At 32.5% G+C, this 22,029-nt stretch carries 18 protein-coding genes and 1 tRNA gene; 10 read left to right on the plus strand and 9 right to left on the minus strand.

Annotation, left to right across the window (positions count from 1 at the left end):
* Positions 1–32: 32 nt before the first annotated feature.
* Positions 33–1,508, plus strand: a complete 1,476-nt coding sequence (locus tag Q0820_RS02335; RefSeq protein ID WP_298484738.1) for a helix-turn-helix domain-containing protein — start codon at positions 33–35, stop codon at positions 1,506–1,508.
* A gap of 86 nt (positions 1,509–1,594) precedes the next feature.
* Here Q0820_RS02335 and Q0820_RS02340 read toward each other — a convergent pair.
* Positions 1,595–1,668 (minus strand) — tRNA-Asp (locus tag Q0820_RS02340).
* A gap of 75 nt (positions 1,669–1,743) precedes the next feature.
* Complete coding sequence (locus Q0820_RS02345) at positions 1,744–2,670, minus strand: DUF58 domain-containing protein (protein WP_298484739.1); 927 nt, start codon at positions 2,668–2,670, stop codon at positions 1,744–1,746.
* A gap of 115 nt (positions 2,671–2,785) precedes the next feature.
* On the opposite strand from Q0820_RS02345, the gene Q0820_RS02350 reads away from it, so the two are divergent.
* Both Q0820_RS02350 and Q0820_RS02355 read left to right on the plus strand, forming a co-directional pair.
* Positions 2,786–3,220, plus strand: a complete 435-nt coding sequence (locus tag Q0820_RS02350; protein WP_298484741.1) for a MarR family transcriptional regulator — start codon at positions 2,786–2,788, stop codon at positions 3,218–3,220.
* A gap of 139 nt (positions 3,221–3,359) precedes the next feature.
* Positions 3,360–3,785, plus strand: coding sequence for a nuclear transport factor 2 family protein (locus Q0820_RS02355; RefSeq protein ID WP_298484743.1), 426 nt, complete (start codon positions 3,360–3,362; stop codon positions 3,783–3,785).
* Between the two features lie 66 nt (positions 3,786–3,851).
* Here Q0820_RS02355 and trxA read toward each other — a convergent pair whose 3' ends face one another.
* On the minus strand, positions 3,852–4,169 hold the full coding sequence (gene trxA, locus Q0820_RS02360) for a thioredoxin (RefSeq protein ID WP_121063647.1): 318 nt from the start codon (positions 4,167–4,169) through the stop codon (positions 3,852–3,854).
* A 108-nt stretch (positions 4,170–4,277) separates the two neighbouring features.
* Positions 4,278–8,711, minus strand: a complete 4,434-nt coding sequence (gene dnaE / locus Q0820_RS02365; RefSeq protein ID WP_298484747.1) for a DNA polymerase III subunit alpha — start codon at positions 8,709–8,711, stop codon at positions 4,278–4,280.
* Between the two features lie 392 nt (positions 8,712–9,103).
* Between dnaE and Q0820_RS02370 the strand changes: the two genes are divergently transcribed.
* From Q0820_RS02370 to Q0820_RS02400, 7 genes are all read left to right on the plus strand, one after another.
* Complete coding sequence (locus Q0820_RS02370) at positions 9,104–10,444, plus strand: hypothetical protein (protein ID WP_298484749.1); 1,341 nt, start codon at positions 9,104–9,106, stop codon at positions 10,442–10,444.
* Positions 10,445–10,450: 6 nt separating this feature from the next.
* The gene (locus tag Q0820_RS02375) at positions 10,451–10,864 is read left to right on the plus strand and encodes a hypothetical protein (protein ID WP_298484751.1); all 414 of its coding nucleotides are present in this window, start codon (positions 10,451–10,453) and stop codon (positions 10,862–10,864) included.
* Between the two features lie 104 nt (positions 10,865–10,968).
* Complete coding sequence (locus Q0820_RS02380) at positions 10,969–11,361, plus strand: carboxypeptidase-like regulatory domain-containing protein (RefSeq protein WP_298484753.1); 393 nt, start codon at positions 10,969–10,971, stop codon at positions 11,359–11,361.
* Positions 11,362–11,532: 171 nt separating this feature from the next.
* Positions 11,533–12,090: a 30S ribosomal protein S16 gene (locus tag Q0820_RS02385; protein ID WP_298484755.1), complete on the plus strand. Its 558-nt coding sequence runs from the start codon at positions 11,533–11,535 to the stop codon at positions 12,088–12,090.
* 16 nt (positions 12,091–12,106) lie between these two features.
* On the plus strand, positions 12,107–12,634 hold the full coding sequence (gene rimM, locus Q0820_RS02390; protein WP_298484756.1) for a ribosome maturation factor RimM: 528 nt from the start codon (positions 12,107–12,109) through the stop codon (positions 12,632–12,634).
* A 78-nt stretch (positions 12,635–12,712) separates the two neighbouring features.
* The gene (locus tag Q0820_RS02395; RefSeq protein ID WP_298484757.1) at positions 12,713–13,447 is read left to right on the plus strand and encodes a methyltransferase; all 735 of its coding nucleotides are present in this window, start codon (positions 12,713–12,715) and stop codon (positions 13,445–13,447) included.
* A 59-nt stretch (positions 13,448–13,506) separates the two neighbouring features.
* Complete coding sequence (locus Q0820_RS02400; RefSeq protein ID WP_298484758.1) at positions 13,507–14,685, plus strand: acyl-CoA dehydrogenase family protein; 1,179 nt, start codon at positions 13,507–13,509, stop codon at positions 14,683–14,685.
* A gap of 205 nt (positions 14,686–14,890) precedes the next feature.
* On the opposite strand, the gene Q0820_RS02405 is transcribed toward Q0820_RS02400, so the two are convergent.
* From Q0820_RS02405 to Q0820_RS02425, 5 genes are all read right to left on the minus strand, one after another.
* Complete coding sequence (locus Q0820_RS02405) at positions 14,891–16,288, minus strand: GH1 family beta-glucosidase (RefSeq protein ID WP_298484759.1); 1,398 nt, start codon at positions 16,286–16,288, stop codon at positions 14,891–14,893.
* 5 nt (positions 16,289–16,293) lie between these two features.
* Positions 16,294–17,286, minus strand: a complete 993-nt coding sequence (locus Q0820_RS02410; RefSeq protein WP_298484760.1) for a glycosyltransferase family protein — start codon at positions 17,284–17,286, stop codon at positions 16,294–16,296.
* Positions 17,287–17,308: 22 nt separating this feature from the next.
* Positions 17,309–18,163 (minus strand): UDP-2,3-diacylglucosamine diphosphatase, encoded by an 855-nt coding sequence (locus tag Q0820_RS02415; RefSeq protein WP_298484762.1) that lies wholly within the window; start codon positions 18,161–18,163, stop codon positions 17,309–17,311.
* A gap of 538 nt (positions 18,164–18,701) precedes the next feature.
* Positions 18,702–21,008 (minus strand): FdhF/YdeP family oxidoreductase, encoded by a 2,307-nt coding sequence (locus tag Q0820_RS02420; RefSeq protein WP_298484764.1) that lies wholly within the window; start codon positions 21,006–21,008, stop codon positions 18,702–18,704.
* A 515-nt stretch (positions 21,009–21,523) separates the two neighbouring features.
* Positions 21,524–22,021, minus strand: coding sequence for a TM2 domain-containing protein (locus Q0820_RS02425; RefSeq protein ID WP_298484766.1), 498 nt, complete (start codon positions 22,019–22,021; stop codon positions 21,524–21,526).
* Between the last annotated feature and the right edge of the window lie 8 nt (positions 22,022–22,029).

The following is a 22,029-nucleotide window of genomic DNA, read 5'->3' on the forward strand; positions in this document are numbered from 1 at the left end:
CCGCAAAAAAGTTTTATATTTGTTTAAACACTATGGAAGAAGAATATATTAAGTTAATTTTTGGACTAAAATTAAAGCAGATTCGTACCGATAAAAATTTATCGTTATTTGGACTGTCCAAAATTACAGGACTATCTAAATCTTATTTAAACGAAATTGAGAAAGGAAAAAAATATCCAAAAACAGATAAAATTATAACACTATCTAACAAATTAGATATACCATATGATAAGTTAGTTTCCCTAAAATTAGATAAAAATCTAGCTCCAATTGGAGAAATTCTACAGTCTAAAATTTTAAAAGAAATACCTTTAGACCTTTTTGGAATAAAAGAAAGTAATCTTATAGATATAATTGCAAACGCTCCAGACAAGGTTAATGCCTTTATAACTACTATAATAGAAATAGCAAAGCATTACAATTTTGGAAAAGAAAGCTTTTACCTTTCTTCTTTACGTTCTTACCAACAAGCAAATTATAATTATTTTGAAGCGTTAGAACAAAAAGTTATAGGTTTTTGTAAAGCATACCACATAAATTTACGCAAACCGGTATCTGCTCAAGAATTAGAAGAAATTCTCGTAGAAGAATATGACTATACCATAAATAACGAAGATTTAAAAAAGCATGAAGAACTGCTAGATTTACGTTCTGTATTTGCCCCAAAAACAAAAACACTATTACTATCTAGCAATATAGACGAGGCGCAACGGACTTTTATATACGCTAAAGAAATTGCGTATAACTATTTAAAATACGAATTACGCCTTTATACTTTTCCTTGGATTAAATTTGAAAATTTTGAAGAAGTATTAAATAATTTTTATGCCTCCTATTTTGCTGGTGCTCTAGTTTTACCAAGAGATGTAATGACAGAACAATTAACTTCTTTATTTAATAAAGACACTTTTAATAAAGCTACTTTTATTAAAACCATTTCCTCTTACACAAATTCCCCGGAAACCTTCTATCAAAGACTAACAAACTTATTGCCAAAAGATTTTAATATTCAAAGTTTATTTTTTTTAAGATTTACTCATGAAGCCAGGAGCACCAATTATTACCTTACCAAAGAATTACACTTACCCAACCAACAATCTCCACATGCAAATGAAACAAATGAACACTATTGCAGGAGATGGGTTTCTTTAAGGGTAATTGAAACTATTATTAAAACTAAAAAAAATCATGTCTTTGACCTTCAAATTTCCGAATACCCTAATGACGATTTATCCTATTTAGTACTTTCTTCCGCCACAAAAGACCCTTTTAAAGAAAAAAAATATAGAAGCATAAGTATTGGATTACTTATTGATAAACAGTTAAAAAAGAAAATAAAGTTTTTAGGAGACAAAAAAATAAAAACGCAAGCCGTAGGAATAACTTGTGAACGCTGTGCTATTAAAGATTGTAACGAAAGAAAAGTTCCTCCAAAAATCTTAGAGAAAAAAAATCAAAATAAAACTATTGAAAATGTGGTTTCAGAGTTAACTAAACAGTTTAGTTAATTAAAAAGATACATGTAGTAGCTCTTTTTTAAAAAAAGCAAAATAGTTCATACAAAAAAAGCTCTCAATTTCTTGAGAGCTTTCTGCGGTCTGGACGGGACTCGAACCCGCGACCCCCTGCGTGACAGGCAGGTATTCTAACCAGCTGAACTACCAGACCGTGGCTTTTAGCGGTTGCAAATATACGCCGCTAATTGAATTACACAAACAATTTCAATAAAAAATTTACATAAATTTAAAATTTATGTTTCTCTACCAAAAAGGTATTTATGACTTTAGAGAAATCTGATGCTACATCTACATTCACATATCTAATTTTATACTGAGAACATTTTAACTTAAGTTCCTCTATTGCAGTATGTAACTTACTTTCATAATTCTTTTTAACCGTATCTGCATATAAATCTATATGCTCCCCTGTCTCTACATCTACAAAACGTTTTGGTGTATTTTCAAAATCAAAATTTAATTCTGTTTGCTTATCCAATACATGAAAAAGCACTACTTGGTGCTTATTATGTTTTAAATGACGCAATGCATCAAACAAAGCTTTGTTATCTAGAGTAGATTGAAACATATCTGTAAATAAAAAAACAAGACTCCTACGTTTTATATTTTCTGCTATTTCATGTAAATAGGTGTAGGTTTTAGTTTCTTTACTAGGGTTGGCATCTTTGCATATTTCATTAAGCCTTGCCAATAACATTTGATGGTGACGCTCACTACCTTTTTCTGTATAATAATTCTGATAAGAAGAAGCGTATACGCTTAAACCAACTGCATCTCTTTGCTTTTTTAAAACATTCATTAAAGCAGCAATAGCAAGCACAGAAAATCCTATTTTATTTAAATTATCTATCCCTAATTTTTCTACTTCAGGATAGTACATAGATGCCGAATTATCTAAAATCATATGGCATCTTAAATTAGTTTCTTCTTCGTATTTTTTAGTATACAGCTTATCTGTCTTTGCATACAGTTTCCAATCTATATGTTTTGTACTTTCTCCACTATTATAGATTTTATGTTCTGCAAATTCAGCAGAAAACCCATGAAAAGGACTTTTATGAATTCCACTAATAAACCCCTCTACCACTTGACTTGCAAGCAGCTCTAGATTTTGAAAAAGGGAGGCTTTATTTAATTCTGATTGTGTATTCATAATATTAAATCTTTTACTAAGATATAAAACCTATTCTTGCATATTTATAAATTTATTATTGATATATCAATAATAAATTTATATTTGCACTATTATTTAACTCATAAAGCTAATTATGCCTGGAGGAAATATTGAAGATGTTATTCTTTTTCAGATTGATAAGACAAGTAAAATATCAAAAAAATATTCTCAAAAAGAATTTGATAGAATTAAACTTGGCATTACCATTGACCAATGGGTACTTTTAAAAATTATTGAAGAAACGGCTCCCATCTCTCAAAAAGAACTTGCAGACAAATCTCTAAGAGACCCCGCATCTATTACTAGAACATTAGATATTTTAGAAACCAAAAATCTTTTACTAAGAGAACCCATTTTAAATAATAGAAGACAATACAATATTAAATTAACCAATGAAGGAACAAAGTTTGTAAAGAATAATATAGAAATGATAAAGGAACATCGAAGAAAAAGTATGGAAGGCTTTTCCGAAAAAGAAGCCCAATTACTAAAGAACTTACTCTTAAAAATACAAAAGAACATGAGCTAGTATTTTTTTATTATTAAAATTGATATATCAATAATTGATACTATATAAATTTAAAAACTATAAAAATGAATTATCCGTAAACAAAAGCAAAAACAAACCAGTAGAATTTTAAAACACATTATTAAACAAATTTAGCATTATGAAAAAATTAAAAATTTTAGGACTATTATTTGCAATACTAACAATTGGCTGTAAAGCGCAAACAACAGAAAAAGAAGCTATAACAGAGGCTATAACAGCCTTTTCTAAAGCAGGAGACTCAAATGACGCTAATACATTGGACACACTTTTAGATACAAACTATAGGGTTGTAATGAATAGGCTTTTTGGAAGCAAAACCGTTAGCGTTGTTACCAAAGCAGAATATCTTAAAAAAATAAAAACAAAAGAATGGGGAGGAGACTCTAGAGAACTTACAATTGAAAATATTGTAATTAACGGTACCGTTTCTAGTGCCAAAGTTACTTTTAAAGGAAAAAAAGCAACTATAGTTTCTATTCTAATTTTAGTTAAAAATGAAAAAGGAATTTGGAAACTTGTTAATGACACTCCTATTTTTAAATAATAAATAAAAACAAAAAAAGGCTTGATAAAAAATCAAGCCTTTTTAATTATTCTAATTTATTACGTATTACATTGCTGCATCAATAGCATCTGTGTACACTTTTTTAGGAGAAACCCCTACTTGTCTACTTACTATCTCACCATCTTTAAATACTAATACAGTAGGTATATTACGAACACCGTATTTAGCCGCAAATTCTTGGTTAGCATCTACATCTACCTTACCAACAACTGCTTTACCATCATACTCTGTACTTACCTCATCTATGATAGGACCTACCATTCTACAAGGACCACACCAAGCTGCCCAAAAATCTACTACTACTGGTTTATCACTTTTTAAAACTACTTCGTCAAAAGTAGCATCTGTTATTTCTAATGCCATGTTTTTTTATTTTTATAAATATTACACAAATTTAGTCAATTTTTATTCCTTTTCCTTACTAACGTAATATACCTTTTTCCTATTGTGATATTAGTAAAGTTTATAGTTTTAATTAATTTTATATTTCACTTCTTGCTCTTCTAGTGCGGCTAATAACTCCGTTGTAATTTGCACTTTTTGTTTCCTTGGCGATAAATTAATCTTTATTTTCTCTTCCATTTCGTACACTATAAAATTTAAAGAATGTGTTCCTGAGAAAGAACTAATGGTGTCCTTTAATTGCACTACCTTTTCTTCCTTTAATTGCGCCACATCTAATTTTATAGTTAGTTTTTTAGCGTAGGTTTCCATAACTTCTTGCAATAACATAAAACTATTAAATTGCATTCTTGGATCTCCTTTTTTACCTGTTTCCCTATTCGTCCAGCCATCTTTTACAAAGATTTTTACGTATGCAAAAGAGTTTACCATTAAAAAGTGCCTAAACTTTAAGTACTCTTCTCCAAAAACACGAAACTCAAAAGAATCCATATAGTCCTCCATGGTGAACATTGCCCAACCTTTTCCATTTTTAGATACCCTATGTTGCACATCGGTAATAACCCCTGCAAAAGAAATTTCCCTATTCACATAGGATGGCAAATCATTAAAACAAGCAATGGTCCCATTCGTAAAAGCTTTAATTTCAGACTTAAAATCGTCCAAAGGGTGTCCTGATATATATATACCAACTACTTCTTTTTCTCTACGAAGTTTTTCCATAGTACCCCATTCTTCACAAGGCGGTACTATAGGTTCTGGTATTTGCGCTTCACTTACTCCTCCAAACATATCCATCTGAGAAGAGTTCTGGTTTTCTTGATATTTAGAACCCGATTTTATTACCTTTTCTAAAAAGGTGCCTCCATCCCCTTCGGTATGAAAATATTGCGCTCTATGGGTTTCCCCAAAAGAATCAAAACCACCAGCTACTGCTAAACTTTCAAATGCTTTTTTGTTAGATGCTCTTAAGTCTATACGCTTTGCCATATCGAAAACCGACTTATAAGGTCCGTCTTCTTTCCTATTCTCTACAATGGTTTCTACAGCACCACGCCCCACTCCTTTTACAGCCCCCATACCAAAACGTACCGCTCCAGCATCATTCACCGCAAATTTATAATAGGATTCATTTACATCTGGTCCTAATACATCTAAGCCCATACGTTTACATTCTTCCATAAAGAAGGTAACCTGCTTAATATCATTCATATTATTAGACAGTACCGCTGCCATATATTCCGCAGGGTAATGTGCCTTACAATAAGCTGTTTGGTATGCTATCCACGCATAACAAGTAGAGTGACTTTTATTAAATGCATAAGCCGCAAATGCCTCCCAATCTTTCCAAATTTTCTCTAGCTTATCCTTTGCATGCCCTTTTTCTGAAGCTTGTTCTATAAACTTAGGTTTCATTTTATCTAGAACATGCTTCTGCTTTTTACCCATTGCCTTACGCAAAACATCGGCTTCACCTTTGGTAAAATCTGCCAACTTTTGCGAAAGGAGCATTACTTGCTCTTGGTATACTGTAATCCCATAGGTCTCTGCTAAATATTCTTCACAAGCATCTAAATCATATATAATCTCCTCGGTACCGTGTTTACGAGCAATAAAACTTGGAATATATTCCATTGGCCCAGGACGGTACAAAGCATTCATAGCAATTAAATCTGCAAATACGGTAGGTTTTAAAGACCTCATGTGTTTTTGCATTCCGGGAGATTCATATTGGAATACCCCTACGGTTTCTCCTCTTTGAAAAAGTTCGTAGGTTTTTTCATCATCAAGCGGAAAGTTTTCTGGATCTAGCTCAATACCATGCTTTGCTTTTACAATTTTAACAGTATCCTTAATTAGGGTTAATGTTTTTAACCCCAAAAAATCCATTTTTAGTAAACCTGCATCTTCCACAACCGAGTTGTCAAACTGAGTACAGTACATCTCGGAATCCTTAGCCAAAGCTACCGGAACAAATTTGGTAATATCATCTGGCGTAATAATTACACCACAGGCGTGTATTCCTGTATTACGAACAGAACCCTCTAAAACGTAGGCCTGATTTAAAGTCTCGGACTCCAAACCATCTCCCTCAGAAATTGCTAAAAGCTCATTTACCTTTATAAGCTCCTCACTATTAAATTTCTTTTTAAGCGTAGCCTCATCTACCCCAATTATCTTCTTAAGCTTAGACATATTAGGAATAAGCTTTGCCATACGGTCAGAATCCATCAAAGGCAAATCTAACGCACGAGCAGTATCACGAATAGAAGATTTTGCCGCCATGGTACCATAGGTAATAATCTGCGCCACTTGGTTGGAGCCATATTTATCAATTACATAGTCCATTACACGCCCACGACCTTCATCATCAAAATCAATATCAATATCGGGCATAGACACACGATCCGGATTTAAGAAACGCTCAAAAAGAAGATCATACTTAATAGGATCTAAATTGGTAATCCATAAACAATAGGCAACTGCAGATCCAGCAGCAGAACCACGGCCAGGCCCTACAGATACATCCATATCACGAGCGGCACGTATAAAATCTTCCACAATTAAGAAATAACCAGGATACCCTGTTTTTTCAATAACCTGAAGCTCAAAATCTAAACGCTCATCAATCTCTGGAGTAATTTGGCCATATCTTATTTTAGCACCTTCATAGGTTAAATGCCTTAAAAATTTATTTTCTCCTCGCTTACCACCATCTAACTTATCTTCTTTAAATTGAAATTCTGCTGGAATATCAAAAGCAGGCAATAATACATCTCGAGCAAGCGTATAGGCTTCTACTTTATCTATTACTTCCTGAATATTTATAATAGCTTCTGGAACATCTTTAAAGAGCTCCTTCATTTCCTCCGAAGACTTAAAATAATATTCCTGATTAGGTAAGCCGTATCTATACCCACGACCACGACCTATTGGCGTAGCTTGTTTTTCCCCATCTTTTACACAAAGTAAAATATCATGTGCATGGGCATTTTCTTTTTCTGCGTAATAGGTGTTGTTAGAGGCTATTAGTTTTACATTATGTTTTTTAGCAAACTTTATTAATACTTGGTTTACACGATCTTCATCTTCCTGACCATGACGCATTAATTCTATATACAAGTCGTCTCCAAAAGTATCTTTCCACCAAATTAAAGCTTCTTCTGCTTGGTTCTCTCCTACATTAAGCACCTTACTTGGAACTTCTCCGTACAAGTTTCCTGTAAGAACAATTATATCTTCCTTATACTGTTCTATTACTTTTTTATCTATTCTAGGCACATAATATTTCCCATCTACAAAGGCAATAGAAGACATTTTTGCTAAGTTGTGATACCCATTTTTGTTTTTGGCCAACATAACTATTTGGTAGCCGTTATCTTTTTGAGTTTTATCTTTATGATCCTCACAAACCTGAAACTCACAACCTACAATAGGTATAATTTCTTTTTCGGGAACAAATTCATGCAAAGGTTCTTCGCCTTCCTCTAAACGATTTTCTTGTGTAGCTTCATACCGTATTTCATTAGCATCATTTCTAGATTTTACACCTTTATTATGATTAAGAACTCCATTTACAAAATGAAAAGCCCCCATCATATTCGCATGATCCGTCATTGCAACCGCTGGCATATTCATTTTTGCTGCTGCTTTTACTAAATCCGAAACACTAATGGTAGATTGTAATATAGAAAACTGAGTATGGTTATGTAAATGTGCAAATTCTGCATTCTCAAGAGATGCTAAATTTTCTTTTATTTCTTCTTCAGAAACGCCGCCAGTATCTTTTTCCCAAAGTGCATCTGCAATTTTTTTAGATGCTTTTTTTAGGTTAATGTGCTTAAGACCAATTAATTCAATTGGTTGCGGATTAGCTTCATTAAAATTCTTAAAATAATCTGGCGTAACATCTAATTGCTCAATGGTATATTGCTGCTTACGAATAAGCTCTAAAAAACAACGGGTAGTGGCCTCAACATCGGCAGTGGCATTATGTGCTTCTCCAAAAGGCTCTCCAAATAAAAACTGATGCAATTCTGTTAGCGTTGGCAACTTATACTTACCACCACGACCACCAGGAATTTGGCAAAGACTTGCTGTATGCTCCGTACAAGTGTCTAAAACCGGAAGTTCTTGTAATGGATTTTCTACTCCTAGACGGTGAAATTCTGCTCCCATGATATTCACATCGAACCCAACATTTTGACCTACAATAAACTTGGTCTTAGACATTGCAATATTAAATTTCCCTAAAACCTCTGCTAAAGAAATACCATTTTGCGCTGCTAATTCTGTAGAAATACCGTGTATTTTTTCGGCATCGTATGGTATATTAAACCCTTCTGGTTTTACCAAATAATCCTGACTCTCTACAAGCCTTCCCATTTCATCATGAATTTGCCAAGCTATTTGTATACAGCGAGGCCAGTTGTCGGTGTCCGTAATAGGAGCATTCCAACGTTTAGGTAATCCGGTAGTTTCCGTATCAAAAATAAGGTACATAGAGTGTCGGGTTTCAGAAAAAATAAGTAGCTAAAAATACGCAAAGTTAGGATTCTATTTATCACTATATCATTTAAGTTATCAACGAATGTTTAATCATTTTAATGAAAATCTATAATTATAAAATCATAGCGAAACCGTTAGTTTATTTTTTTCTAAAGCCAAATCCCAACAAAACACAGTAATCGCAACAGCTCACTAAAAATAGAGGGAATTTCCCTCTTAAAATACTTTGTCTTATCAGTTTATTTTTTTGATTTTTACAGAAATAACTTACAGATAAATGTATAGTCACAATAACGCATATTGAAATACCCAAATACTTACTAATCTTTCTATTAAAATATATATAATACAATAACCATTTTTACTAACTTCAAAACTTTAACGGAATGAAAACAAAAAAACACTTTTTTAGAATTTTTGCCATCACAATTCTTACTCTATTCTCATATAATTGTAGCGATGATATTCAAGAAGACAATACTCTTATTGAAAAAATCAATCTCCAAGAAGATGGCTTAAGTACTGTTCCTTTAAAAAATAGTATTGATTTTTTTAATTCATTAAATACTACTAATAGATTAAATAAAAGTGTTGATGAAAATAGTATTGAGTTAGAAATTGATTTAAAATCATTAAAACAAGTTGATATAACCAATACTAAAGCTAAATTAAATATTGCAAATGCTACCACTAAATTCGATAATGTAGAAACAGAAGTATTACAAATAGAAATAGATGGAAATATTCAAACTGTTCTTTACCATCATATACCAGAGAAAAACGCTACTAACAAAGGAAAGTCTAATAAAATAGCAACTTCATATTTTACTGGTTCAGTTTACACTACAAATCTGTATGGTATTGTTCTTAGTGGATTTAATATTGAAAATAGCAAAATAGTAGGTTCGTACTACAAACCAAATATTACTTCCTCAACCCCATGTGGTTACCCCAATCCTCCATGTCAGATTGACCTAGAAGAAGTAGTTGTAACTAATAGACCTTCTTCTTGGCATAGTTATAATGATGGATTGTTAAATAACCATTATTCGTGGAGTAATTCTCTAAATAACTATTCTTCTATGGGGCATGCTTATGCAAATTATTATAGAAATAAAGCTATTAGAGAATTTGATGATAAAATAATAGATGAACTAAAAGATAAAGCCAAATGTGTATTTGATAAAATGAAAAATGAGGACTGGGGACTTAAAAATGCTATCAAAAAATTTGACGGAGATTTCCCTGTGGCGCATTTAAAGTTTTCAATGTCATCAAACTTGGACAATTCAACAAATGCTACTACAAACAACTCAGGAACAAATCATATTGAAATTAAAATTAATAGCAATACCCTTAATGATAGAACCGCACTAGGGCTAGCAAGAACATTATCTCATGAAATAATACATGCGGAGTTATATAGAAAAGTTAGGTCCGTTGGCGGATTAATATCTCAAAATGATTTTCCTGGAATTTATGATTATTACAGACGTCATGTCAAAAATTGGCAACATCAGCAAATGGCGCAACATTACAGACAAACCATAGCTGACATATTAAAAGCATATGATGATAACCAAAATACTAATCAATTTTATAATGATTTAGCTTGGGAGGGTCTACAGGATACAATTGCATGGGAGAATTTATCTCCCTCTGAAAAAGAAAGAGTAAAAAAGACTATCAGATCACATAAATCGAATGGAAACAAAGAATGTAAATAAAAAACTATGAAACTTATACTTTTAATTCCGCTATTATATTTTGGGTTTTATTCTCCAAATATTCAAAAAATAGAAGTTGCGCATTTAAAATTCTCAGCAGAAAATAATTTAAATAAAAAATATTATGATTCCCGAGGAAAAATAAATTTTATAATACAAAATGAACACTTCATATCCATAGTAAAAGGAATAAAAATCTCTAGTTCTCAAATAAATGAAATAAACTTCCAATCAATAACTGATATTACAAACATAGAAAATGATATCCGACAGAAATATATTGACGAAGGAGAAAAAAAAGGTCGAATTAAAATAATTTCCAAAGACGATGTATTTAATCAAATTTATGTTTATGAAAAAGAAAACGCAACGGAATGGTGTAGATATACAGTTAAATGGGTAGACGAAATAAAAAATTAACACTAACCACAAAAAAGAACTGAGGTAAAAAACAATTAAAATTTTATTAACTAAAGTGAGGTTACTTCTAAAATCTATATACGATAAAACTTTCAAAAATTTTATTGACTTTTACATTATTATTCCTTTTTATAAGCTGTTCTACCACTAAAAGAAAATTAATTCCAACAGCAAACAAAGGTGGGTATTTATTGAGCTTAAACACTAATTTTAACCTATCAGAGAAAAATATCACAGGAAGAGTATTTGATATTAAAACCAATGTGTTATTAGGAGGTATTGAATTAACCGTTGGGTGTAAAAAAACTCAAACTAACACGAATGGTGAATTCTCTTTTAAATTAAAAGATTTTAGCAATGGTGCTTTATTTATAAAAGCATCAGGTATTGGGTATAAAATTGTAGAAACTGATTTCATAAATATGAAAAACAAAAACATTCTAAACATTGACTTCTATTTAGCTGAGGACGATAGACCCTTCATTAATTGTGAGTAAAATAAAAACAAACCTTATTAACGAAATTGTATGAAACCATAACCTACCTATCTAAAGCTAATAAATATTTTTTTATTAACTAGGAAGATGTATATTTGCACCCGCTTATAACTAAGCGAATTATAAAAGAATTAATAACCAAGGGTCGGGCACCCTACAAATTAATGTGATATGCCAGTAAAAATTAGATTACAAAGACACGGTAAAAAAGGTAAACCATTCTATTGGGTTGTTGCTGCAGATGCAAGAGCAAAAAGAGATGGTAAATACTTAGAAAAATTAGGAACATACAATCCTAATACTAACCCAGCTACCATTGACCTTAATGTAGATGGTTCTGTAAAATGGTTACAGAATGGAGCACAACCTACTGATACTGCTAGAGCAATTTTATCTTATAGAGGTGTACTATTAAAGCACCACCTTTTAGGAGGAGTTCGTAAAGGAGCTTTAACAGAAGAGCAAGCAGAAGAAAAATTTGCTGCGTGGTTATCTGAAAAAGAACAGTCTGTTGCTGCTAAAGTAAGCGGATTAGATAAAGTTAAAGCGGACGAAAAAGCTAAAGCTTTAGCTGCTGAAAAAGAAGTAAATGAGAAGCGTGCTGCCGAAGCTGCTGCTGCTTTATTACCAGAAGTAGAAGAAGTTGCCGAAGAGGCTGCCGCAGAAGCTCCTGCAGAAACTACTGAAGAAGTAGAAGCTGCTCCTGCTGCATCTACAGAAGAAGAATAGATTAAATAAAGACGCTATGCAGAAGGAAGAATGTTTCTACTTAGGCAAAATCGTCTCTAAATATAGTTTTAAGGGAGAAGTACTAGTTAAACTAGATACTGATGACCCTGAAACCTACGAAAACATGGAATCAGTGTTTGTTTCTTTAGGAAACAATCTGGTTCCATTTTTTATTGATAAATGTCGCTTACACAAATCTAACTTACTACGTATAGATTTTGAAGAGGTAAAAACAGAATCGGATGCAGACCGCATTATGGGGTCTAAATTGTATTTACCACTTACCATGCTTCCTAAATTATCTGGAAACAAATTTTATTTTCACGAAATAATAGGTTTTACTGTTCAGGATTCTGTTCACGGAGACATAGGAACAGTAACTGGAGTAAATGACACTACTTCGCAAGCTCTTTTTGAAATAGAAAAAGAAGACAAACAAATTCTTATTCCTGTACGTGATGAGATTATCACAAAACTAGATAGAGAAACCAAAACTATCTTTGTAACTACACCAGAAGGACTTGTAGATTTATATCTCCAATAACAAAATCCAAATAAAAAATTCCAAATTCCAAAAAATGGAAACTAAAAAAGTTTATGATTTAGAAGAAAGGAATTTTATATGAATAAGCCATTCTCATTTAAGCAATTTACAATAGAGCAAGACCGCTGTGCTATGAAAATAGGAACTGATGGCGTTTTACTTGGCGCTTGGACAGCAATCCAAGACAACACATATAACATCTTAGATATTGGATCTGGAACAGGTATAATTGCCTTAATGCTAGCACAACGCAGTATTGCCGATACTATTGAAGCTATAGAATTAGATGGCGATGCATTTGAGCAATGCACAGAAAATTTTGAGAACTCGCCTTGGGGAGACCGTCTTTTTTGTTTTCATGCAGGGTTTGATGAGTTTGTAGATGAGTATACAGAAGAGGAACCAGATGAATACGAATTATACAATTTAATAGTTTCTAACCCTCCTTTTTATAGTGAAGAAGTTACAAGTGGCAATAGCGCAAGAGATTCTGCCAGACAAAATACCTCTTTACCTTTTGATGAACTCTTAGAAGGAGTCTCCAAACTATTAACCAAAAAAGGATCTTTTTCTACTATTATACCCTTTAAAGAAGAAGTTAATTTTATTGAAATTGCAAAAGAATTTAACTTATTCCCAAAAAGAATTACTAGAGTTAAAGGAAACCCAGAAACAGAAATAAAACGAAGTTTATTAGAACTTACCTTTACCCAAACAGAAACTGTAATAGATGTCTTAATAATTGAAAAAGAAAGGCATGTATACACTAATGCATATAAAGAGTTGACTAAAGATTTTTATTTAAAAATGTAACTCAAGTCAATTGTAATGTTATATTTCTTTATTTATCTTTGAGGGAAATCCTTGGCATTATGAAACCCGATTTATTTGAAGCTCCTGATTATTATAATTTAGACGATTTACTTTCCGAAGAACATATTTTAATTCGTGATGCTGCACGCCAATGGGTAAAAAGAGAAGTTTCTCCTATTATTGAAGATTATGCTCAAAAAGCCGAGTTTCCAAAACAAATTATAAATGGACTTGCAGAAATAGGTGCATTTGGCCCTTACATTCCTATGGAATATGGCGGCGCCGGATTAGACCAAATTAGTTACGGATTAATAATGCAAGAAATAGAGCGCGGAGATAGTGGTGTACGCTCTACCGCATCTGTACAATCTTCTTTAGTAATGTATCCTATTTTCGCTTATGGAACTGAAGATCAGCGAAAAAAATACCTCCCAAAATTAGCTTCTGGAGAAATAATGGGTTGCTTTGGCTTAACAGAACCTAACCACGGATCTAACCCAAATGGTATGGAAACTAAATATAAAGATATGGGGGACCATTACCTTTTAAATGGCGCTAAACTTTGGATTTCTAATTCGCCCTTTGCAGATATTGCTGTAGTATGGGCAAAAAATGAAGAGGGTAGAATTCACGGTCTAATTGTGGAACGTGGCATGGAGGGTTTCTCTACCCCTACCACGCACAACAAATGGTCCTTACGAGCATCTGCTACCGGAGAGTTAATTTTTGATAACGTAAAGGTTCCCAAAGAAAATTTATTGCCAAACAAGTCTGGCTTAGGAGCACCACTAGGTTGCTTAGATTCTGCTCGTTATGGTATTTCTTGGGGAGCAATTGGCGCCGCAATGGATTGTTACAATACGGCTTTGCGCTACGCAAAAGAACGCATACAATTTGGAAAACCTATAGCTGCCACCCAATTGCAACAAAAGAAGTTAGCAGAGATGATTACCGAAATAACTAAAGCACAATTACTTGCTTTTAGACTTGGGCAATTAAAAAACGAAGGAAAAGCGACAACAGCACAAATATCTATGGCAAAGCGCAATAATGTAGATATGGCATTAAAAATAGCAAGAGAAGCCAGGCAGGTTTTAGGTGCAATGGGTATTAGTGGAGAATATAGTTTAATGCGCCATATGATGAATCTAGAAAGCGTAATTACCTATGAAGGCACCCATGATATACATTTACTAATTACTGGCGCGGACATTACAGGTTTATCTGCATTTAAGTAAACTACCTCGGGGCAAGCACACGAGGCATTAGAAGGAAAATTAGCATTGATTTCGACGCAAGCGTCGGAGCATTTAAATCTCGATTATCGAGTAAAGACTTATATAACCTAAGCCTCATATTAGCTTAACATAGTTTACATAGCACTACTACTATCTTTGTAGTGTCCTTAATGGAAACGTTCATATGTTATTTTTTTGAGTTAGTTTAAACCGATGTCTCCATCGGTTTTTCTTTTTTTAAAGGTTTAATTAATTTACTGTACCAATGCCCAGACTTTTTAATAGTTCTTTTTTGCGTATCAAAATCTACGTGTACTAACCCAAACCTAGGGTAATACCCTTCTGCCCATTCAAAATTATCTGTAAATGTCCATACAAAATAGCCATTTACATTTACCCCTTTTTCTTTAGCTCTTTTAATCTCTTTAATGTAATCTTGTAAATAGGTAGTACGTTCTTCATCATGAATACCATCTTTTACAACAACATCATTAAAAGCTGCTCCATTTTCGGTAACTATTACATTTTTAACTCCAGGATATGCGTCAAATTTTTTAAGCATTTTATAAATACTTGGCGGGTACACTTCCCAATCCATCTGTGTTATCTTAACATTACGCTTGGATGCCTTAACAATTTTAGCCTTTAAATAAGGAACAAAATGGCTATGCTTTACTATCTCTCTTGTATAATTTTGCACCCCAATAAAATCGAACTCAAAAATACTATTTTGCTTATCTTCTGGCTTACAATACTTTTCTATTCGTTTTAAAACCGAAACATCTTCTATAGGATATCCTAAACCCAAAGACGGTTCTATAAACAATCTATTAAGCATTGCATCTGCCTTCTTTGCAGCAACTAAATCTCTCTTCTTAGAACTATGTGGTGTAATTTGGGAGCAAGAAAAAGTGGTTCCAATATTTGCATTTTCTACTAGTTCTCTTAGTATTCTACCCCCTTTTGCTTGACATAAAACCGCATGATGCACTGCCGGCAAAAAATATTTTAATCCTTTTTTACCAGGAGCATGCACTCCTAAAAAATAACCAGCACCTGTAAAAACCATAGGTTCATTTAAAACCATCCAATTTTTAACACGATCTCCAAAACTAGTTGCGCATACTGTTGTAAATTCTGAAAACCAATCTAAGATTTCTCTATTTGCCCAACCTCCTTTATCTTCTAATATTTGCGGCAAATCCCAATGATATAGGGTAACCCAAGGAGTAATACCACATGCTAAACAAAAATCTATAACACTATTATAAAAATGAACCCCCTCTTTATTAACTTCCCCAACACCATTTGGTAATATTCTTGTCCATGAAATAGAAAACCTAAAATTTGTAATATGCATAGATTTCATAAGGAGAATATCTTCTTTATACCTTTCATAAAAATCACAAGCAACTTTACCGTCTTGCTCTTGGTATATATTTCCTTTTTTAGAAGAAAAATCGTCCCAAATAGATGCACTTTTTCCACTTTTATTATGAGAACCCTCTATTTGATAAGCCGCCGTAGAAACACCCCAAATAAAATTATCTCCAAAATCCTTAGAAGTAAGATTTCTTGTTTTATTCTCTTCTGATTTACTCATAAAATTTATAACGCTGTAGCTTCTTGAAGTAGCCTATTTACAATAAGTTCTGTAATTTCTGGGTAATCTACCTCTACAACAGAATCTGAATTTATCCACTTTTTTATTTTTTCTACATGTTTTACTTTTAAAGTCTTTAGAACAGGAACGCCCATTTCTTTTAAGGCTGCAGAATTACACTGTTGCTCATATTGCCCTTTCATAGGGATAACCAGCAATTTCTTTTTAAGAAAAAGAGCTTCTGCAGGGGTCTCAAATCCACCACCACAAAGAACGCCTTTACTACTAGCCATACTTTGTATAAAAGCCTCATTAGTAATAGGAGATATAGCAATATTATTTGTAAAATAAGCCTGCTTACTATGCTTAGAAAAAACTTGCCATTGTACTTTCTTAATCTTAGAAAGTACTTTTATAATTTTATCATCACTATAAGAGGGCAAGTATACTGTATAGTGATTCTCATTTGTACTTTTTAGCTCTCTTATATCTTTTCTAATAATTGGCGTATACATATTATCCCCATACTCTTTAAAATGCAAGCCGTATTGATGGGTTGTTGGAGCATAATTTTTTAAAATCATTTTACCTAATAAATCATTTTTTTTAGGCTTTGGAGCACTAGGAGAAAGAACTGCTGCCTGATGGCTAAAGCTAAAACATGGTTTGTTTTTAAGTTTACAAGCCCAAGCAGTTACTGGTTCAAAATCGTTTATAACAATATCGTAATCTTCTATAGGAATACTCTTAATTTCTTTTTGCAGGCGCTTTGTGTTTGCTTTTAAATAAGTGCGCCACATGTTTACACCACCTTTTTTTCCAAATATGAAACTTAATCCTTTTAATTGGTATTTTATATCATACGGAATTTCAATATCTGCTTGGGTACCGCTTACAAGAATATCTAAGTCCACTTTTTTTTGTAATACAGGAATAACATCTCTAGCTCTACTTAAATGTCCATTACCTGTACCTTGAATAGCATACAATACTTTCATTGACAAGTTATCTTTATAAAACTTAATTAGTTTTCTTAGGTGCCCTTAAGATTTGAAATTCTTTAACCAAGCTTTCAAACAATTCATTCTTCTCCAAAACCTCAGTTTCTTCCTCTTCATAATTGGTATCTAAAAGCTCTTCTTGATAATTGTAAAGCGACCATTTGGAGTTATTATATTCTAAAGCGGTAAGATTTTCTATCCAATCTCCAGAATTTAAATATAGCACACTGCCCTTGTCATTTTTAATTTCTCTCATTTCTGGCTGATGAATATGACCACAAACTACATAATCGTACTCATTTTCAATAGCTATATCAGCCGCAATTTGCTCAAAATTATTTATGAATTTTACTGCAGATTTTACACTATTTTTTATTTTTTTAGACATGGAAACAGGGCCTTTACCCATTTTTTTACTGATAAAATTTACTGCTCTATTTAAAATAATCAATAAATCATACCCTTGTGCGCCAAGTTTTGCTATCCATTTAGAGTGTTGCATGGTGACATCAAAAACATCGCCATGAAAAAACCACATTTTTTTAGCATCTACAGTAAGTAACACTTTATTTACTATTGTAAATGACCCCAATTTAAAGCCTACAAATTTTCTAAGCATTTCATCATGGTTGCCTGTAATATAATGCACTTTTACCCCTTTAGATATCCATTCCATAATTAGTTTTACAACCTTCATATGCGCCTTTGGCCAATACCGTTTTTTAAATTGCCAGATGTCTATAATATCTCCATTTAAAATTACCTCTTTGGGTTTTATCGATTTTAAATATTTAAGAAGTTCCTTAGCATGACAACCATACGTACCTAAATGCACATCTGATATAACCACAATATCTACGGGCCTTTTTTTCATAAAATTGTTTTGGAAGAATTTTTACGCGATAATCCAGATTTAAATACTTCGAGGCAAGCCTCAAAGTTTTTATATTTTTTTTGGTAGAAATACCTCGTGGGCATGCCTTGTGGTAGTTTACTAACTCTCTTAAATTTTAACGGAGAATAATAAGTACTTAATTGCGTAATTAAAACATTTACAATGCAAGTAGAGATAGCAATTAAAATTATTTTCATCACATAAAAATAGATATTGCAAAATTCTATATTTATTCTCTAGCTACGGTAAGGATAGGTTTATTATTAAGTTATTACATTGTTAATGTATGTGTCCAAATGTTATTTTAAAGACACAAAAAAGGTTTAAAAACAAAACTGCAGGGCTACACAACAACTATTGCTTATTACGCAACAATACTTTTTTAAAAATAAAGACTACCAGTATATTTACCCTGTAATAAAAACGAAATAATAATTTTTCATTTTCATATAGTGTTCTCGTAAAAGAGCTTTGTCTTCATGGATAGAGCTCTTTTTAGTTTTACAAATGTCTGTTCTTAATTTATAACAGCTTTACTAATTTTTACTTTTACAGATTTACTAATAGGAGTTCTACTCTTATCTGCATATTGGTTATAAGGCACCACAATATTAGTTTCTGGATAATACGCTGCTATATTTCCTCTTGGAATTTTATAGGAAATTACTTTAAAGTTATTTGCAGTACGCTCCTTACCGTCATAATAGCTACTAATATTTACCACTTGTAGTTGAGATAATCCATGCTCTTTCATATCTTCTGGATTCATAAAAACAACTCTTCTTGCATTGTAAACCCCTCTATACCTATCATCTAAGCCATATATTGTAGTATTAAATTGGTCATGTGAACGTATGGTCATTAATAAAAATTCATCTTTTTCTAAATTATGGTCTGGCAATTTATTAATAGAAATTTGCGCTTTACCATTAGGCAACATACTAAAATCTAATTCTCTTGCATTATGGGGTAAGTAATACCCTTTCCCTTTAGACCTTTCTTTAGTATTCTTATACCCTTTAATTACTTGATCTATCTTGGTTCTTATAAGCTCATAATCGCTTGCCATTTTACGCCAAGGCACAGAGTGCGAATCTGTAAAATGAGTTGCAGCAATTTCTGCAATAATTTCTGGCTCACTTTTAATGGTCCCTGAAGTAGGTTTTAAAATTCCCATAGATTGGCGAACTCTTCCCATACTATTCTCTACTGTAACATAACGTTGCACACCATCTTTTATATCTTTTTCTGAACGACCAAAAGTTGGTAACAAAAGAGCTGTTTTACCAGTAACTAAATGCGTTCTATTTAACTTAGTACTTACTTGTACTGTTAAACTACATTGTTCTATTGCCTCTGCTGTATATTCTGTGTCTGATGCTGCCATTAAAAAGTTGCCTCCTAAACACATAAAAAACTTTGCTTTACCCTCATGCATAGCATGAATAGCCTCTACCGTATCTAGCCCTTCTTCTGTAGGCGCATTAAATCCTAAATGCTCTTTAATACGCTTGTTTAACTCTAAGTCTACAAAGTGCATAATACCCACACTACGGTCTCCCTGCACATTACTATGGCCACGAACAGGGCATGTTCCTGTATTTGGTTTTCCTATTGCTCCTTTTAACAACAGAATATTTACAAATTCTTTAATATTCTCTACGCCATTTTTATGTTGTGTAAGCCCCATTGCCCAGCAAATAATAATTTTAGAGTTGCTTGCTAGTAATTTTACTGTTTCTTCAATTTTTTCTTTGCTTATACCACTTAAGGTAAGTAACTCTTCTTCATTATAATTTTTTACATCAGCCAATAACGCATCATACCCTTGAGTATATTTTTCTATAAAAGCATGATCAAAAACACCTTTATTCAACTCATCTAAAATGGCTAATCTTTTAATCAACAACTTAGCAATAGCAATATCTTGATTAATTCTTACTTGTAAATGTATGTCTGCAATATCTTCTCCAGGCCCAAGAATACCTTTTAAATTTTGTGGATTTTTAAAGTTTACTAATCCCGCTTCTTCTAAAGGGTTTATACTAATAACCTTACCTCCGTTTTGTTTACATTTTTCTAATGCAGAAAGCATACGAGGATGGTTAGTACCTGGATTTTGTCCTACAACCATAACTACCTCAGCTTCATAAAAATCTTCTAAAGTAGCCGAACCTTTTCCCATACCAAGTGTTTCTCCTAAAGCCACACCGCTAGATTCATGACACATATTAGAACAGTCTGGCATATTATTAGTTCCTAGAGCTCTTGCAAACATGCCGTATAAGAAGGCAGCCTCATTACTAGAACGCCCTGAGGTATAAAAAACAGCTTCGTCTGGAGAGTTTAATTTTTTTAATTCTTCTGAGATTAAAGCATAAGATTCTTCCCAAGTTATTGGTTCGTAATGCACACTGTTTGGTCTAAGAACCATTGGCTCTGTAATTCTTCCAAATTTATTTAATTGATAATCCGTAAGTTCTGAAAGTTTTTCTACAGAGTTTTCTTTAAAAAAAGAAGCATCTATTTGTGATGAGGTAGCTTCATCAGCCAAAGCTTTTACACCATTCTCACAATACTCTGCAAAGCTAGACTGTTTTTCTGGTACTGGCCATGCACAGCTAGGGCACTCAAAACCTTTATCCTGATTCATTTGCAATAAAGCACCCATAGATTTAACTACACCCATTTCTTTAAAGCCATGCTTAAGAGCTTCTTTTACCCCTAACATTCCTGCTGCTTTTTTCATAGGCTCTCCCAATTTTATATCTAAAAAATCTTGAGAACCTCTTATAGAAACCTTTCTTTTAAAACTTGATGCCATAAAACCGTATAATTTATCCGCTTAAAATTGCTGCTTTTATTCACAAAAATCAAAAATAGCAGGGTTTACAACAAATTACTAGTCATACACATCATTTCTTTTAAAAAACAACACCTCTCTAGTATATTTACAGTGTAATAAAAACGAAATAATAATTTTTCATTTTCATATAGTGTTCTCGTAAAAGAGCTTTGTCTTATTGGATAGAGCTCTTTTTAGTTTTACATATATCTTATACAAACAAGACCTATTTTTAAATTTACAAAGGCAACATTAAATTGAACTTAAAATAACTTTAAGTTAAATATAGATTAACCTTTTCTTTTGGAATATACTATAGTTTTGAAATGTTCTATTAGGTTAATTATTATATAATTAACGCATTTTAAAACCGGTATTCGTATCGGTTTTATTTTTTTTATAAAGAACAAATGATACTCCTTCTTTTAATCGTAATATTACGATTAAAAGAACTTAAAAAAAGTCGAACCTATAAAGTTCGACTTTATAATGTATTAGAACCAAGGTTTTTTACCAACTTGGTAAGTGTTGTAAAACTCCTCATCAGATTTGGTTAAGTAAATAATACCTTCTATTAAAGGAATTATCCCTGCAAAACCAAATGTAATAAATGTAGCCACTAATTGTATAATACCCTCTTTAGGGTACCCTAATATAAATTTATGTATTCCGAGTGACCCAATAAATATTGCCAACAAACCAGCTAGCACTTTTTTATTTTCCCCTCCTGCGCTACCAAAAGCTTCTTTTGCACTATCTGCAAATTCATTTGCTGTTTTCTTAGCTTCATCCGCAAAATCTCCTGCAGCTTCTTTTGCTTCTTCTGCAAACTCGCTTGCTTTTTCTTTTGCATCCTCTGCAAACTCTTTAGCAGATTCTTTTGCTTCTTCAAATTTTTCTGAAGCATTTTCCCCTATGTCTTTTGCTTTATCCTTTGCCGAATCTAAAGCATCTTCTGCTTTATCCCCTAAATTTTTGTTTTCTTCTGACATTCTTATTT

It is taken from the genome of uncultured Maribacter sp. (assembly GCF_947495965.1).
In the GTDB taxonomy this organism is placed as follows: Bacteria; Bacteroidota; Bacteroidia; order Flavobacteriales; family Flavobacteriaceae; genus Maribacter_B.